Consider the following 15,558-nt stretch of genomic DNA (forward strand, 5'->3'; position numbering starts at 1 on the left):
CGCGCGCGCGCGCTGACTCCTGCGGCGCCGGCCGCGCACCGCGAGCCGTCCCGCACGCACGGCACCTCCCGGCGCCGCCTCGCCTCTTCCCGCGGCCGTCCTGCCGCCCTCCCGGATCCGCACGCCATGCCCGTCACCCGCAAATCCGCCGCCACTCCGCCCAGCCACGCGGACACGGCCGCACCCGCTGCCAAGCGCGTCCGTCGCAGCCGCAAGCCCGCGTCCGCGAGCAAGCTCTTCGTGCTCGACACCAACGTGCTGATGCACGACCCCACCAGCCTGTACCGCTTCGAGGAGCACGACCTCTACGTGCCGATCATGACGCTGGAGGAGCTCGACAACAACAAGAAGGGCACCAGCGAGGTGGCGCGCAACGCCCGCCAGGCCAGCCGCATGCTCGACGAGATCGTGTGCGCCTCGGAGAACGGCATCGCCGCCGGCATCGCGCTCGAGGGCCCCTCGCGCGGCCTGGCGACCGGGCGCCTGCACCTGCAGACCGAGGCGATCGAGATCCGCCTGCCGCCCGCGCTGCCCACCGCGCGCGGCGACAACCAGATCCTCGCCGTGGTGATGTTCCTGGTCGACAAGCACCCGGGGCGGGACGTCATCCTGGTGTCGAAAGACATCAACATGCGCATCAAGGCGCGCGCGCTCGGCCTGGCCGCGCAGGACTACTTCAACGACAAGGTGCTCGAGGACAGCGACCTGCTGTACACCGGCACCCGCGAGCTGCCCGCCGACTTCTGGGACAGCCACGCGCGCGGCATGCAGTCGTGGAAGGAGGAAGGCCGCACCTACTATCGCGTCAGCGGCCCGGTCGCCGCCGAGATGCTGGTGAACGAGTTCGTCTACCAGGACGGCGACAGCCCGCTGCAGGCCTGGGTCAAGGAGAAGGAAGGTCGCGGCGCCCTCATCGAGACCCTCACCGACTACAGCCACCACAAGAACAACGTGTGGGGCATCACCGCGCGCAACCGCGAGCAGAACTTCGCGCTCAACCTGCTGATGAACCCCGAGATCGACTTCGTCACCCTGCTCGGCCAGGCCGGCACCGGGAAGACCCTGCTCACGCTCGCCGCCGGGCTCACTCAGGTGCTGGAGTCGAAGCGCTACAGCGAGATCATCATGACCCGCGTCACCGTGCCGGTGGGCGAGGACATCGGCTTCCTGCCCGGCACCGAGGAAGAGAAGATGGCGCCGTGGATGGGCGCGCTCGAGGACAACCTCGACGTGCTCAACGGCACCGCCGGCGAAGGCGGCGACTGGGGCCGCGCGGCCACCCGCGACCTCATCCGCAGCCGCATCAAGATCAAGAGCCTGAACTTCATGCGCGGGCGCACCTTCCTCAACAAGTTCCTCATCATCGACGAGGCGCAGAACCTCACGCCCAAGCAGATGAAGACCCTGATCACCCGCGCCGGCCCCGGCACCAAGGTGATCTGCATGGGCAACATCGCGCAGATCGACACGCCCTACCTCACCGAGGGCTCCTCGGGCCTCACCTTCGTCGTCGACCGTTTCAAGGGCTGGCCCCACTCCGGCCACATCACCCTGCAGCGCGGCGAACGCTCCCGCCTCGCCGACCACGCCGCCGAGGTGCTCTGAAGCACGCGCCGGCCGGAGCGCCAGCAGGCGCGAGCGCGACGGCCCGACGTGCGGCCACGCCGGCCACCACGCCACCGCCCCTTCACGACCGCCCCTCGCGCCTGCGGTGCGCTCGCCTATAATGGGCGGATCGCTTCGATCACGGTCTGCCCATGAGCAACGACGCCACCACCCTGCTGGTGGGAGCCAGCACGGACTTCCTGCGCAACTTCTCGCCCTTCAACCGCATGGAGGCCGAGGCGCTCGCCTTTCTTGCCGAGCGCGCGGTGCTGGCCTTCCACGCCCGCGGCAACGAGATCCTGACGCCCGAGTCGGGCGTGCCGACGCACTTCTACATCGTCCAGCGCGGCAAGATCCAGGCCCGCCAGGCCGGGCAGGCCACGGTCACCGAATACACCAGCCTCACCCTGGGGGCGGGCGAGTGCTTCCCGATCGGCGCGATCTCCGCGCGCCGCCCCTCGACCAACGCCTACGTGGCGGTCGAGGACAGCTTCTGCTTCCAGATCAGCGCCGACGAGTTCCTGCACCTGATGCAGATCAGCCCGGTGTTCCACCTGTTCTGCACGCAATACATCGCCAGCCTGCTCAGCCAGTCGCGCCAGCAGCTGCAGAGCAGCTTCGCCCAGCGCGCCGCCGAGCAGCAGACCATGACCACGGCGCTGGGAAAGCTGATCAAGCAGGAGCCGGTCTTCGTCACGCCCGACACGCCCACCCGCAGCGCGCTCGAGCGCATGTCCGAGCTGCACCTCGGCTGCATGGTGGTCGTCGACGCGGAGCGCCACCCGGTCGGCATCCTGACCCAGAGCGACCTGCTGCCGCGCGTGATCCTCGCCGGCTTCGACCTCGCGCGCCCGATCGGCGAGCTGATGACCGCCAACCCGCACCAGCTGCCGGCGAGCGCCTCGGCCTACGACGCCGCCCTCGAGATGGCCACGCACGGCGTGCGCCACCTGCTGGTGGTCGACTCCGACAGCGTGCTGCTCGGCGTGGTCTCCGAGCGCGACCTGTTCTCACTGCAGCGCATCAGCCTGCGCCAGATCCGCGCAGGCATCGACAACGCCGCCGACATCGCGGCCCTGCAGCGCGCGAGCAAGGACATCCGCCAGCTCGCGCTGAACCTCATCGCCCAGGGCATCGGCGCCGAGCAGCTCACCCTGTTCATCTCGGCGCTCAACGACGCCCTCACCCGCCGCATCATCACCCTGGCGCGCGAGCGCCACGACCTGGTGGGAATCGACTTCGCCTGGTTCGCCTTCGGCTCCGAGGGCCGCCACGAGCAGACGCTGTCGACCGACCAGGACAACGGGATCATCTTCCGCTGCGCGGACGCGAAGCAGCTCAAGGAGACGCGCGCCCGCCTGGTCGAGTTCGCGCGCACGGTCAACGAAGACCTCGCCGCCTGCGGCTTCCCGCTGTGCAAGGGCAACATCATGGCGAGCAATCCCGAGCTCTGCCTGACCCTCGACGAGTGGAAGTCGCGCTTCGGCGACTGGATCCGCGAGCCCGACCCGCAGGCCCTGCTCAACGCCTCGATCTTCTTCGATTTCCGCGTGCTCTACGGCAACGAACGCTTCGGTGATCAGTTGCGCAGCGCGCTCAACAGGGGCGCCAAGGGCAACAGCGCCTTCCTGCGCATGATGGCCGCCAACGCACTCAAGGTCATGCCCCCGCTCGGACGCATCCGCGACTTCGTGGTCGAAGACGACGGCACCATCGACCTGAAGAAGTCCGGCGCCCGCCTCTTCGTCGACGTGGCCCGCATCCTCGCGCTGCGCACCGGCGTGGAGTCGAGCAGCACGGTGCAGCGCCTGCGCCAGGGCAGCACCAAGATCGGCATGAGCCCGGAGGAGGTCTCGGCCATCATCGACGGCTTCAACTTCATCCAGCTGCTGCGCCTGCGCTCGCAGCACCTCGAGACCGAGCACGACTCCGCCGACGACAACCGCATCGACCCCGAATCGCTCAACGAACTCGACCGCCGCATCCTCAAGGAAGCCTTCCGCCAGGCGCGCAAGCTCCAGCTGCGGCTCAAACTCGACTACCAACTATGAGCTGGCTCTCCCGCCTCAAGATCGCCCGCGGCAACCAGCCGCCGCTCAGCGCCGAAGCCGAGCGTGCGCTCGAAGCCTGGCATGCGCTCGCCGAATCCGCGCACGAGCAGCCGCATTTCGAGTCGCGCTACGTCGTACTCAACACCGAGGCCACCGGCCTCGACCTCGAGCGCGACCGCCTGCTCGCCGTCGGCGCCATCGCCATCGATGGTGGCCTGCTGCACCCGCGGGATGCCTATCACGCCCAGCTCGAGCCCTCGCCCGGAGACGCACTCGCCGGCCTGCTCGGCTTCGTCGGCCGCAGCCCGCTGGTGGTCTTCAACGCCACCTTCAACCGCACGATCCTCGAGCGCGCCTTCGTGAAACAGCTCGGCTTCACGCCCGAGTTCCTGTGGATCGATCTCTACTTCCTGCTGCCCTCGCTGTTCCCCGAGCGGCTGGAACGCCCCGGTCGGCTCGCCGACTGGATGGCGGCCTTCGAGATCGAGACCTTCCAGCGCCACCACGCCCTCGGCGACGCCTGGGCGATCGCGCAGCTCTTTCTCGCGGCACAGTCGCGCGCGCTCTCGCTCGCGGTGACCAATCCACGCGCGCTCGCCGAGCACGCCCAGGCCTACCGGCAGAAGCTCAAGGTCTGAAGCCGTATGCCGTTAGAAAGCGGAATGCCTGCGCCCGAGCGGCGGAGATTTCCCTTTACACCGGACGACGCGATGCGTATATTTCGGCGAATGTTTTTCCGGCCCCCCCTCCTCACCCTGCTCGCCGCGCTCGCGCTCGCCCATCCGGTGCAGGCCGCGGAGCCGGTCGCGGTGCCGATCGAACGCGCCGACAAGACGCCGTCGACCTTCGACGAGTACACCTCGGCGGCCGAGCAACTGGTCGATGAGGCGCTGTCCTATCTCGGCATCCGCTACCGCTTCGGCGGCACCTCGCCGGCGACCGGCTTCGACTGCAGCGGGCTGGTCCTCAACGTCTTCCGTAATGCCGTCGGCCTCGACCTTCCGCGTACCGCCAGCGAGATGGCCAGCCTGGGCGACAAGATCGGCAAGCACGACCTGAAGCCGGGCGACCTGGTGTTCTTCAACACGATGCGCCGCACCTTCTCGCACGTCGGGATCTACCTCGGCGACGGCAAGTTCGTGCATGCCCCGTCGAGCGGCGGCAAGGTCCGCGTCGAGAACATCTCCACGGCCTACTGGGCGAAGCGCTTCAACGGCGCACGCCGCCTCGTCGATGACGACTCCTTCGGCCTGAGCGCACAGGTGATGGGCGCGCGCTGAAGCCCACCCTGGCGATCAAGACGCAGAGGCCCGGCATGACCGGGCCTCTGCTTTTTCTGCCGAACGCGCCGCGCTCAGCGACGCCCGCTACGGGTCTTCTCACAGCGCTGCGGACAAGCCGCGCAGCGCGAACCCATCTGGCGATCGAGCGCCTGCTGCAGCGCGCAGGTCGAACGCCGGCAGCACACCACCTGCACGCCCTGCTTGCCCGCGGCCTCGCGAAAGCGCTGCATGACGTTGTGACCGAGGAAATCGGTGAACAGGATCACCACCCCGATCCCGCTCGGCAAGGGCGCGCTGCGGCGCTGGTGCGTCGTGTCGCGGCCGCTGACGTGGGCGGCGATGCGGATGCCGAAGTTGTTCAGGACGTCCGGGATGTTGCCGAGGCGGTCGGCACCGACGAGCAGCGCATTCATGGAATCTCCTTGTTGAGAACTCTTCTCAACAATAATGCAGCGAATGCGAGCTATTTGCAACTGCGAATCTTTATCGTTACTATCGCTCCACCGAAAACACACCAAGGTTCGCAAACCATGAGCAAGAAAGTCCTCCTCGCCTCGCTGATCGCCGCCTTCGGCCTCACCGGCACCGCGACCGCCGCCGAGCTGAACGTCTACTCCGCCCGCCACTACCAGACGGACGAAGAGCTCTACGGCAACTTCACCAAGCAGACCGGGATCAAGATCAACCGCATCGAGGCGAAGGAAGACGAACTGCTCGAGCGCATCCGCAACGAGGGCGCCAACAGCCCGGCCGACATCTTCGTCACGGTCGATGCCTCGCGCCTCGCCAAGGCCGACGAACTCGGCATCTTCGAGCCGGTGAAGTCCGCCGGGCTCGAGGCCCGCATCCCCGCCCACCTGCGCGCACCGAACTGGTTTTCGTACTCGACCCGGGCGCGGGTGATCGTCTACAACCCGGACATGGTGAAGGCCGAGCAGGTCCAGACTTACGAGCAGCTCGCCGACCCCGCGCTCAAGGGCCAGGTGTGCACCCGCTCGGGCAGCCACCCCTACAACCTGTCGCTCGGCGCCGCGATGATCAAGCACAACGGCGCCGAAGCCACGGAGAACTGGGCCAAGGGCATCGTCGCCAACTTCGCCCGCGCGCCGAAGGGCGGCGACACCGACCAGATCCGCGCCGTCGCCGCGGGCGAGTGCGGCGTGGCGATCGCCAACAGCTACTACCTGGCCCGCCTGATGAACTCGGACAAGCGCGAGGATCAGGCCGTGGTCGCGAAGATCAAGGCGGTGTGGCCGAACCAGGCGAGCTGGGGCACCCACATCAACGTGTCGGGCGCCGGCATGCTCAAGCACGCCCCCAACAAGGAGGCGGCGGTCAAGTTCCTCGAATACCTGGCGTCCGACCAGGCACAGGAATACTTCGCCAACGGCAACAACGAATGGCCGGCGGTGCCGAGCGTGAAGGTGGACAACGCCGCGCTGAACAAGCTCGGCGAGTTCAAGGCCGACACCCTTCCGATCGGCGAGCTCGCCGACACGGTGGCCGAAGCCCAGCGCATCTTCGACCGCGCCGGCTACCGCTGAGCGGTCGTCCCCGCGGCCGCCGCCTCGCCGGCGGTCGCGGGACAAGGCTCTTCCATCGCGGTGGCGCCGGACACCGCCGCGGCAGCTTCCTTGCGGCTGCTCGCGACGTCCTCGTTGCCGACCTCCGCGGGCACGGAGACCTCCATGGCCGGCTCGCCAGCCGCGACAGGGGCGAGCACCACGCGGTTGCGCCCGGCGTGCTTGGCCGCGTACAAGGCCTCGTCGGCGCGCGCATAGGCAGCCTCGTAGCCTTCGTCGCGCGCATCCAGCATGGTCGCACCGATGCTCATCGAGTAGTGCAGCGGCCCCGACTCGATGCGGGCGGGCGAATCCGCCACCACCCTGCGCAGCCGGTCCGCCACGCGCACGGCGCCGAGCGCATCGATGCAGGGCAGCAGGATCGCGAACTCCTCGCCACCCAGGCGCGCGAACACGTCGGCCTCGCGCAGCTGCGCGCTCACCGTCGCGGTGAAGTGGCGCAGCACCTCGTCCCCCGCGGCGTGGCCGTGGGTGTCGTTGATGCGCTTGAAGAAGTCGAGGTCCATCAGCAGCAGCGCCGCCGGCGCCTGGTTGCGGCGCACGCGGCCGAGCTCTCCACGCACCACCTCGACGAAGTGACGGCGATTCCACAGGCCGGTGAGCGGGTCGCTGGTGGCCAGCTGCAGCAGGCTCTCTTCCATGGCCTTGCGCTGGGAGATGTCCTGGTGGATGCCGACCATGCGCAGCGCCTCCCCGCCCTCGCCGCGATCGAGCACGCGGCCGGCGGCGAGCACCCAGATCCAGTGCCCGCTCTTGTGCTTGAGACGGTATTCCGCGCGGTAGGCGTCCTTGGTGCCGCGCAGGTGGGGCTCGAGCGAGTCGCGGATGTCGTACCAGTCGTCCGGATGCACCAGGGACTCCCAGGTCGACACATTCCCTGCCAACTCGTCGGAGGTGTAGCCGAGCATCCGGCACCACACCGGACTGAAGCTCGCGCGCCCACTCGGGACGTCCCAGTCCCACAGGCCGAGCTCGGCGCCTTCGAGGGCGAGCATCAGGCGACGTTCGCGCTCGGCGATCTGCTCGCGCACTCGACGCCGCTCGGTGAAGTCGCGGCTGACGCGGATCTCGCCGAGCTGCCTGCCCTCGGCATCGAAATAAGGCGTGCGCAGGGTGTCGAGCAGACGCAGGGTCCCGTCCGCCGCCTCCAGCCACTCCTCGTGGTTCTCGGCCCGGCTCACGGTCTCCTTGCCGGCCTCGGCGAGCGGCAGGCGGCCGGCGAACACCTCGCCGTCGCTGCGCCCCACCAGGGCGACCTCGCGGATGCCGTAGGCCTGGGCGAAGGCCTTGTTGCAGCCCAGGTAACGTCCCTCGCGGTCGCGGAACGCGACCAGGTCGGGAACCGAGTCGATCAGCCCGCGCAGCAGCGCGCGTTCGGCCGCGAGCGCGCGCTGCGGCGCGCGCACGCCGGAGACGAACACCGCGCGATAGATCATCGCGAACGCCGCCACCTTGTAGGCGTGGCCGAGCACGTTGTAGACATCGGCGACCGCGGCGTAGCGCGCGAAGTGCAGCTCGGCGAGCGCCATCGTCACGGCGGCGGCGGCCAGCCAGCCACCGACGGCTTCGCCATCGCCCAGCGCGCGGCGCCCAAGCAGCACGGCGGCGCCGAGGTAGAGCAGCGCAAGCCCGCCCTCCAGCGCGCTCTTGAGCGGCGTGACACCCTGCCCTTCGACGAAGGTCGCCGGCAAGACCTGCGGCTGCATCACGACGACCCAGCTCCAGCCCAGGGTGACGCCGATCGCGCCGAGCACGGCCCAGGCCGCGGGAGGCCCGCCGCCTTCGCGCTCGGGGAGCAGCGCGTGCGCGAGCAGCCCGAGCGCGCCGAGCAGGCGCGCCATCAACCAGAAGCCGATCGCCTTCTCCGCGCTGTTGGGCGTGAAGAAAGGCGGCATGCCGGGATAGGACATCAGATGGGCGAAATCGAGCAGTCCGGCGCCAAGGCAGGCGGCGCCCAGCCAGACCAGCCGGCCGCCGCGCGCGCCGCGGCGCAGGTTCCAGCCCAGCGCGAACACCATGCCGGCGACCACGATCGAGAAGATCTCCAACCCGGAATGCAGCGGCAGATAATCGCGCGCATCGGCGAACAGATTCACCGGGGGCAGGAAGATGCTGAGGACGAAGCACACCGCGAGCAGGGCCGTGGCCTGCAGCGGGTAGCGGAAGCGGCGCAGCAGCGAGGTCGGCAAGATCAGCGCGCCTCTCGCCGAGGGTGCTTGCCGCCGCGCGGCCCGTAGCCGCAAGTCACGAAGAGGACCACGTCCATCCGGAGCGGACTGCAGCGTGGAGTGGCGCGGGCGGGGGACTCGAACATCGCGTAATTATGCATGATCGGCTCGCAGCGACCGCGCCCGCAGCGCACCCCGTGTACATTATTTCGCGCCCGCAGGCACGCCGATCAGCCCTCGCGGCGGCGCACGCGCAGGATCTGGCGCGAAATCCAGAACATCGGCAGCAGGCCGACCGCGACGATGATCAGCGCCGCGGTCGAGGCCTCGGCAAGGCGCTCGTCGGCCGCGAGGGTGTGCGCCTGTGTCGCCAGGGTGTCGAAGTTGAACGGCCGGATCACCAGCGTGGCGGGCAGCTCCTTCATGACATCGACGAACACCAGCAGGCCGGCGGTGAGCAGGCTGCCGCGCAGCATCGGCATGTGCACCCGGCGCAGCGTCGACCACTTGCCGAAGCCGAGGCTGCGCGAGGCGTCGTCCATGCTGGAGGTGATCTTGCCCAGACTGGACTCCACCGTCTGCAGCGCCACCGCGAGGAAGCGCGCGAGGTAGGCATAGATCAGCGCGGCGATGCCACCCGTGAGCAGGAGCCCCGGGTTCGTCCCCCACAATGCCTCCCAGCCCTGGGCGAGCCAGCGGTCAACCCGGGTCAGCGGAATCAGCACGCCCACCGCGATCACCGAACCGGGCACCGCGTAACCCAGGCCGACGATGCGGTTGAGCACCTGCGGCAGGCGGGAGCGTGCCAGGCGCGCCGCGTAGGCGAGCAGCACCGCGAGCAGCACCGCGAGCACCGCGGTGATCGCCGCGAGCACGAAGCTGTTCTGCGCCAGCTCGACGAAGCGCGCGCCGAACTGCGCGTCTCCATCGAGGAAGGCCATGTGCAGCAGCAACCCCGCCGGCAGCAGGAAGCCGAGCAGCAGCGGCATGAAGCAGGCGAAAGCGGCAAGCAGGCCGAGCGCCAGGGGCAGGCGCAGACGCACCGGCATCGCCACCTGGCGCGAAGTGTTGTTGAAACGCGCGCGCCCGCGCGACATGCGCTCCAGGGTCAGCACCAGGATCACGAAGGCGAGCAGCGCCGCCGACAGCTGCGCGGCGGCGATGCGGTCGCCGAGCGAGAACCAGGCGCGATAGATTCCGGTAGTGAAGGTCTGCACGCCGAAGTAGGAAACGGTGCCGAAGTCGGCCAGCGTCTCCATCAGCGCGAGCGCGGTGCCGGCCACCACCGCCGGGCGCGCCAGCGGCAGCGAGACGCGGAAGAACGAGCCCCACGGCCCGAGGCCAAGCGTGCGCCCGGCCTCGAGCATGCCGCCCGCGCGCTCCAGGAAGGCAGAGCGCGCGATCATGTACACGTAGGGATAGAGCACGAACATGAACATCGCCACCGCGCCACCCACCGTGCGTACGTCCGGGAACCAGTAGTCGCCGCGCCGCCACTCGAAGGTCTCGCGCAGCCAGCCCTGCAACGGACCGACGAACTGGAGGAAATCGGTGTACACATAGGCCATCACATAGGCCGGCATCGCCAGCGGCAGCACCAGCGCCCACTCGAAGAAGCGCCGCCCGGGAAAGTCCAGCATGGTGGTCAGCCAGGCCGAGGTCACGCCGATCGAGGACACCCCCAGACCCACGCCGATGCACAACACCACGGTGTTGAAGACGAACTCGCCGAGCACCGTGTCGGCCAGGTGCGACCAGGTCGCGCCGGTGTCGCCGGCGAGCACGTTGGAGAACACCGACAGCACCGGCGCCGCGATCAGCGCGGCCACCACGACCGCCGCCACCGACAGCGAAGAAAACCGAATGCGCATCGCGCCCTGCCCTGCCCTCGAATCCATGCCGTTCCCATGTTTTCGCCCTCGGCGCCGGAAATCGGCCCGCGCGGACGGAGCAAATTATAATTGATCGCATTTGGAACACCGGGGTGCAATAATTCCCCACGTCCACCGGCACCCGACGACCGCGATGTCCCACCTCGACCTTTCCCGCATAGACCTCGCCTTCGGCAGCCAGCTCGTGGTCCGCCAGCTCTCCCTGCAGCTCGAGAAGGGCCGCATCGGCTGCCTGCTCGGGCCCTCCGGCTGCGGCAAGACCACCGTGCTGCGCTGCATCGCCGGCTTCGAACGCCTGGCGGCCGGCGAGATCCGCCTCGACGGCGAGGTGGTCAGCACGCCGCGCCACATGCTGCCGCCCGAGCGCCGGCGCATCGGCATGGTGTTCCAGGACTATGCGCTCTTCCCGCACCTGTCGGTGGCGGACAACATCGGCTTCGGCCTGCGCCGCGACAGCGCCGCCGTGCGCAACGCGCGGGTGGACGAGCTCCTTGCGCTGGTCGGCCTCGCCGGCCAGGGCCGCAAGTATCCGCACGAGATGTCGGGCGGCCAGCAGCAACGCGTCGCGCTTGCGCGCGCGCTCGCCCCCAAGCCCAGCCTGCTGCTGCTCGACGAGCCCTTCTCCAACCTCGACGTCGAGCTGCGCGAACGCCTGTCCTACGAGGTGCGCGAGATCATCAAGGCCACCGACACCACCGCGATCCTGGTCACCCACGACCAGCACGAGGCCTTCGCGGTGGCCGACGAGATCGGCATCATGCATGAGGGCCGCATCCAGCAGTGGGATACGCCCTACAACCTCTACCACCGCCCGGCCAACCGCTTCGTCGCCGACTTCATCGGCCAGGGCGCCTTCCTGCGCGGCAAGGTGCTCGACGACCACCGCGTGCAGATCGAGCTCGGCGTGCTCGACAGCGCGCAGCCGCTGGTGTGCTGCGCCGACTGCGCGGGCTGCGTGCACGGGAGCCCGGTCGATGTACTGCTGCGCCCCGACGATCTCGTGCACGACGACGCCAGCCCCTTGCGTGCCGAGGTGGTGCACAAGGCCTTCCGCGGCGCCGACATCCTGTACACCCTGCGCCTGGCGGGCGGCGCGCGCGTGCTCTCGCTGGTGCCCAGCCACCACAACCACGCCATCGGCGAGCGCATCGGCATCCGCCTCGACGTCGACCACGTCGTCACCTTTTCCGACGAGCGCGCCGACGAGTGTGCACCGACGCACCCCGCAGCGGCGCTGGCATGATCCCCTGGCTGGGCGCGGAGCCGGGCTTCCCGCCCGACGAGCGCGCGCTACGCGAGCCGAACGGGCTGCTCGCGGCCGGCGGCGCGCTGACCCCGGCCTGGCTGCTCGCCGCCTACCGGCGCGGCATCTTCCCCTGGTTCAGCGAGGGCGAGCCCATCCTGTGGTGGACGCCCGATCCCCGCCTGGTGCTCGTGCCCGACGAGCTCCACGTCAGCCATTCCCTGCGCAAGACGCTGCGCCGGCGCCGCTTCGAGGTGAAGGCCGACACCGCCTTCGCCGCGGTGCTGCGCGCCTGCGCCGCACCGCGCGCGGGCGGGCCAGGCACCTGGATCACCCCCGCGATGCGCACCGCCTACCTGCACATGCACGAACTGGGCTGGGCGCACAGTGTCGAATGCTGGCGAGACGGACGGCTGGTCGGCGGGCTCTACGGCATGGCGATCGGTCACGTCTTCTTCGGCGAGTCGATGTTCGCGCGCGAGACCGATGCCTCCAAGGTGGCACTCGCCCACCTCGCGCGGCTGCTCGCCGAGCGCGGCTATGGCATGATCGACTGCCAGATGACCACCGCCCACCTGCTCTCGCTCGGCGCGCGCGAAGTGCCGCGGGCACGCTTCACCGCCGCCCTGCGACAGTGGGTGCACGACGGGCCGCCACCGCAGCGCTGGGCGGAGGACGCGATGCGGGACTTCGACTGGCACTGACACGGGACGGCGAGCAGCACGACGGACGCGATGAAATCGGACTACCCCTACGCCCTCATCCAGTTCTACGCCACGGCACCCTACGCCTGCTCCTACCTGGCCGGACGCAGCGCGCGCTCGCAGGTCGCCACCCCGGGCCACCTCATCGATCCGCAGGTCTATAGCGAGCTGGTGCGACGCGGCTTTCGCCGCAGCGGCGTATTCACCTACCGCCCCTACTGCGACCACTGCCAGGCCTGCGTGCCGGTGCGCATCCCGGTCGAGCGCTTCCAGCCCGACCGCAGCCAGCGCCGCGCGTGGACGCGCCACGCCGACCTGATGCCGATCGAGCGCCCGCTCGAGTTCGTCGAGGAGCACTACCAGCTCTACCAGCGCTACCAGACCGCCCGCCACGCCGGCGGCGGCATGGATCTCGACAACCGCGAGCAGTACGCGCACTTCCTGCTGCAGAGCCATGTGGACACCCGGCTGGTGGAGTTCCGCAGCCACGGCAGCCTGCGCATGGTGAGCGTGATCGACCGCCTCACCGACGGGCTGTCGAGCGTGTATACGTTCTACGATCCCGAACCGACGCGCAGCGCCTTCGGGACCTGGGGCGTGCTCTGGCAGGTCGAGGCCTGCCGGGTGCTCGGGCTGCCGCACGTGTATCTGGGCTACTGGATCGGGGAGAGCCCGAAGATGGCCTACAAGGCGCGCTTCCGCCCGCTCGAGGCGCTGATCGACGGCGAATGGCAGCCCTTTCCGGGCGATTTCGCCTGAGCCGGGCGCCCGTCGGCCAGCTCGACTCGCTACAATCTCGCGATGCTCTACGAACTCGCCCGCCCCCTCCTGTTCGCGCTCGACCCCGAGACCGCCCACAACCTGACCCTGCACGGCCTGCACTACGCGGGCAAGCTGCTGCCCGCCGCCGAGACCGAGGCGGCGAGCACGGTCGAGGTCATGGGCCTGCGTTTTCCCAACCGAATCGGCCTTGCCGCCGGGCTCGACAAGAACGGCGAGGCGATCGACGGCCTCGCCCGCCTCGGCTTCGGCTTCCTCGAGATCGGCACGATCACCCCCCGCCCGCAGCCGGGCAACCCGCGTCCGCGCATGTTCCGCCTGCCCGAGGTGCGCGGCATCATCAACCGCATGGGCTTCAACAACCACGGCGTCGACGTCCTGCTCGCGCACGTGCGCGCGGCGAAGTACCGCGGCATCCTCGGCATCAACATCGGCAAGAACTTCGACACCCCGATCGAGCGCGCCGCCGACGACTACCTCGCCTGCCTCGACAAGGTGTATGCGCTGGCGAGCTACGTCACGGTGAACATCTCCTCGCCCAACACCAAGAACCTGCGCCAGCTGCAGGGCGAATCCGAGCTCGACGACCTCCTTGGCCGCCTCAAGGCGGCGCAGACCCGGCTCGCCGAGCAGCACGGGCGCTACGTCCCGCTGACCCTCAAGATCGCCCCCGACCTCGACGATGCCCAGGTGGGCAACATCGCCGACGCGCTGCGCCGCCACCGCATCGACGGCGTGATCGCCACCAACACCACGATCGCGCGCGACAAGGTGCAGGGCATCGCCCACGGCAACGAGCAGGGCGGCCTGTCGGGCGCGCCGGTGTTCGAGGCCTCCACCGCGGTGGTGCGCAAGCTCGCGGCCGCGCTCGCCGGGGAACTGCCGATCATCGCCGCGGGCGGCGTGCTCGAGGGCGCACAGGCACGCGCCAAGCTCGAGGCCGGCGCCGCGCTGGTGCAGCTCTACAGCGGACTCATCTACCGTGGCCCGGCGCTGGTGCGCGAGTGCGTGCGCGCCACCGCCGGCTGATCTTTTCCACACCGTCTTTCCTTGCACGGGCACGGCGCGCCCGTGCCGTGCCCACGCTGCCTTCACCGGCCCCCTGCCGCCCTTTCGACCCTCCGAGGAGCCCACGATGACTCATCGCCGCCAGTTCATGCTCTCCGCCGCCGCGCTCGCCGTCGCGGCCACCCTGCCCTTCGCCGCGCAGGCCGCCGACGCCGCGAAGATCGGCTTTGTCTACGTCAGCCCGATCGGCGACGCCGGCTGGACCTACCAGCACGACGAGGGCCGCAAGGAGCTCGAGAAGGCGCTCGGCAGCAGGATCGAGACGCGCTACGTCGAGAACGTCGCCGAGGGCGCCGACGCCGAGCGCGTGATCCGCGAATTCGCCGCCAGCGGCAGCAAGATCGTGTTCGCCACCAGCTTCGGCTACATGAACTACGTCGAGCGCGTCGCCCGCCAGTTCCCCAACGTCACCTTCCTGCACGCCACCGGCTACAAGTCGGCGAAGAACTTCGCGCCCTACAACGCGCGCTTCTACGAGGGCCGCTACCTCAACGGCGTGATCGCCGGCAAGATGACCAAGTCGAACGTGCTCGGCTACGTCGGCGCCTTCCCCATCCCCGAGGTGCTGCAGGGCATCAACGCCTTCACCCTGGGTGCGCGCAGCGTCAACCCGAACGTCGAGGTGCGGGTGATCTGGGCCAACAGCTGGTACGACCCGGGCAAGGAGCGCGAGGCGGCGATGACGCTGATCTCGCAGGGCGCCGACATGCTCACCCACCACACCGACTCCACCGCCACCGTCCAGGCCGCGGAAGAAAAGGGTGTGTACGCCTTCGGCTACCACTCCGACATGTCGAAGTACGCGCCCAAGTCGCAGCTCACCGCCACCACCCACCACTGGGGCGAGTTCTACACCCGCACCGTCAACGCGGTGCTCGACGGCACGTGGAAGCCCGAGGGCGTGTGGGGCGGCATGAAGGACGGCATGATCCGCCTCGCCCCGCTCAACCCGGCGATTCCGGCCGACGTGCAGGCCACGGTCAAGGAGCTCCAGGGGCGCATCGCCGCCGGCAGCTTCCACCCCTTCACCGGCCCGGTGCTCGACCAGGGCGGCAAGGAGCGCCTCGCCGCCGGCGCGGTGATGGACGACGCCACCCTGGGCAAGATGGACTACTTCGTCCAGGGCGTGAGCTCGCGCCTGCCGACCTCGAAGTAAGCCGTCTTCCGCGGCGGCCGCCCGC

The 15,558-nt window shown here is 69.4% G+C and carries 13 protein-coding genes; 10 read left to right on the forward strand and 3 right to left on the reverse strand.

The window, feature by feature from the left end; translation table 11 throughout:
• Nucleotides 1–126 precede the first annotated feature (126 nt).
• From C667_RS12360 to C667_RS12375, 4 genes are all read left to right on the forward strand, one after another.
• Entirely contained in the window at nucleotides 127–1,605 is a 1,479-nt protein-coding gene (locus C667_RS12360) for a PhoH family protein (protein WP_039921433.1), read from the forward strand.
• A gap of 152 nt (nucleotides 1,606–1,757) precedes the next feature.
• Nucleotides 1,758–3,656, forward strand: coding sequence for a DUF294 nucleotidyltransferase-like domain-containing protein (locus C667_RS12365; protein WP_004364574.1), 1,899 nt, complete (start codon nucleotides 1,758–1,760; stop codon nucleotides 3,654–3,656).
• A complete protein-coding gene (locus C667_RS12370; RefSeq protein WP_004364578.1) occupies nucleotides 3,653–4,294 on the forward strand; it encodes a 3'-5' exonuclease in 642 nt (213 codons plus the stop codon). The genes C667_RS12365 and C667_RS12370 overlap by 4 nt, the downstream gene beginning before the upstream one ends.
• Nucleotides 4,295–4,384: 90 nt before the next feature.
• Entirely contained in the window at nucleotides 4,385–4,936 is a 552-nt protein-coding gene (locus C667_RS12375; protein ID WP_004364579.1) for a C40 family peptidase, read from the forward strand.
• Between the two features lie 74 nt (nucleotides 4,937–5,010).
• Here C667_RS12375 and C667_RS12380 read toward each other — a convergent pair whose 3' ends face one another.
• Entirely contained in the window at nucleotides 5,011–5,352 is a 342-nt protein-coding gene (locus tag C667_RS12380) for a DUF2325 domain-containing protein (protein WP_004364580.1), read from the reverse strand.
• A 117-nt stretch (nucleotides 5,353–5,469) separates the two neighbouring features.
• On the opposite strand from C667_RS12380, the gene C667_RS12385 reads away from it, so the two are divergent.
• The gene (locus C667_RS12385) at nucleotides 5,470–6,483 is read left to right on the forward strand and encodes a Fe(3+) ABC transporter substrate-binding protein (RefSeq protein WP_004364581.1); all 1,014 of its coding nucleotides are present in this window, start codon (nucleotides 5,470–5,472) and stop codon (nucleotides 6,481–6,483) included.
• On the opposite strand, the gene C667_RS12390 is transcribed toward C667_RS12385, so the two are convergent.
• Together C667_RS12390 and C667_RS12395 are read right to left on the reverse strand one after the other, a co-directional pair.
• Nucleotides 6,474–8,711: a sensor domain-containing diguanylate cyclase gene (locus C667_RS12390; protein WP_004364582.1), complete on the reverse strand. Its 2,238-nt coding sequence runs from the start codon at nucleotides 8,709–8,711 to the stop codon at nucleotides 6,474–6,476. The two genes, C667_RS12385 and C667_RS12390, sit on opposite strands and share 10 nt — an antisense overlap.
• A 209-nt stretch (nucleotides 8,712–8,920) precedes the next feature.
• A complete protein-coding gene (locus tag C667_RS12395; RefSeq protein ID WP_004364583.1) occupies nucleotides 8,921–10,561 on the reverse strand; it encodes an ABC transporter permease in 1,641 nt (546 codons plus the stop codon).
• 154 nt (nucleotides 10,562–10,715) lie between these two features.
• On the opposite strand from C667_RS12395, the gene C667_RS12400 reads away from it, so the two are divergent.
• The 5 genes from C667_RS12400 (at nucleotide 10,716) to C667_RS12420 (ending at nucleotide 15,533) form a co-directional block, all read left to right on the forward strand.
• Nucleotides 10,716–11,825, forward strand: coding sequence for an ABC transporter ATP-binding protein (locus C667_RS12400; protein ID WP_004364584.1), 1,110 nt, complete (start codon nucleotides 10,716–10,718; stop codon nucleotides 11,823–11,825).
• Entirely contained in the window at nucleotides 11,822–12,529 is a 708-nt protein-coding gene (gene aat, locus C667_RS12405) for a leucyl/phenylalanyl-tRNA--protein transferase (protein WP_039921437.1), read from the forward strand. Before C667_RS12400 ends, aat begins: the two co-directional genes overlap by 4 nt.
• Before the next feature lie 30 nt (nucleotides 12,530–12,559).
• Entirely contained in the window at nucleotides 12,560–13,288 is a 729-nt protein-coding gene (locus C667_RS12410; RefSeq protein WP_004364587.1) for an arginyltransferase, read from the forward strand.
• A gap of 42 nt (nucleotides 13,289–13,330) precedes the next feature.
• Complete coding sequence (locus C667_RS12415) at nucleotides 13,331–14,338, forward strand: quinone-dependent dihydroorotate dehydrogenase (RefSeq protein WP_004364589.1); 1,008 nt, start codon at nucleotides 13,331–13,333, stop codon at nucleotides 14,336–14,338.
• Between the two features lie 106 nt (nucleotides 14,339–14,444).
• Nucleotides 14,445–15,533, forward strand: coding sequence for a BMP family ABC transporter substrate-binding protein (locus C667_RS12420; RefSeq protein WP_004364591.1), 1,089 nt, complete (start codon nucleotides 14,445–14,447; stop codon nucleotides 15,531–15,533).
• The last annotated feature ends 25 nt before the right edge of the window (nucleotides 15,534–15,558 follow it).

Source organism: Thauera phenylacetica B4P, assembly GCF_000310225.1.
Classification (GTDB): Bacteria; Pseudomonadota; Gammaproteobacteria; order Burkholderiales; family Rhodocyclaceae; genus Thauera; species Thauera phenylacetica.

Excerpts from the sequence above, each read along its gene's own strand:
- C667_RS12360 (WP_039921433.1), top strand. The coding sequence starts at position 127 with ATGCCCGTCACCCGCAAATCCGCCGCCACTCCGCCCAGCCACGCGGAC.
- C667_RS12365 (WP_004364574.1), top strand. The coding sequence starts at position 1,758 with ATGAGCAACGACGCCACCACCCTGCTGGTGGGAGCCAGCACGGACTTC.
- C667_RS12370 (WP_004364578.1), top strand. The coding sequence starts at position 3,653 with ATGAGCTGGCTCTCCCGCCTCAAGATCGCCCGCGGCAACCAGCCGCCG.
- C667_RS12375 (WP_004364579.1), top strand. The coding sequence starts at position 4,385 with ATGTTTTTCCGGCCCCCCCTCCTCACCCTGCTCGCCGCGCTCGCGCTC.
- C667_RS12380 (WP_004364580.1), bottom strand. The coding sequence starts at position 5,352 with ATGAATGCGCTGCTCGTCGGTGCCGACCGCCTCGGCAACATCCCGGAC.
- C667_RS12385 (WP_004364581.1), top strand. The coding sequence starts at position 5,470 with ATGAGCAAGAAAGTCCTCCTCGCCTCGCTGATCGCCGCCTTCGGCCTC.
- C667_RS12395 (WP_004364583.1), bottom strand. The coding sequence starts at position 10,561 with ATGCGCATTCGGTTTTCTTCGCTGTCGGTGGCGGCGGTCGTGGTGGCC.
- C667_RS12400 (WP_004364584.1), top strand. The coding sequence starts at position 10,716 with ATGTCCCACCTCGACCTTTCCCGCATAGACCTCGCCTTCGGCAGCCAG.
- aat (WP_039921437.1), top strand. The coding sequence starts at position 11,822 with ATGATCCCCTGGCTGGGCGCGGAGCCGGGCTTCCCGCCCGACGAGCGC.
- C667_RS12410 (WP_004364587.1), top strand. The coding sequence starts at position 12,560 with ATGAAATCGGACTACCCCTACGCCCTCATCCAGTTCTACGCCACGGCA.
- C667_RS12415 (WP_004364589.1), top strand. The coding sequence starts at position 13,331 with ATGCTCTACGAACTCGCCCGCCCCCTCCTGTTCGCGCTCGACCCCGAG.
- C667_RS12420 (WP_004364591.1), top strand. The coding sequence starts at position 14,445 with ATGACTCATCGCCGCCAGTTCATGCTCTCCGCCGCCGCGCTCGCCGTC.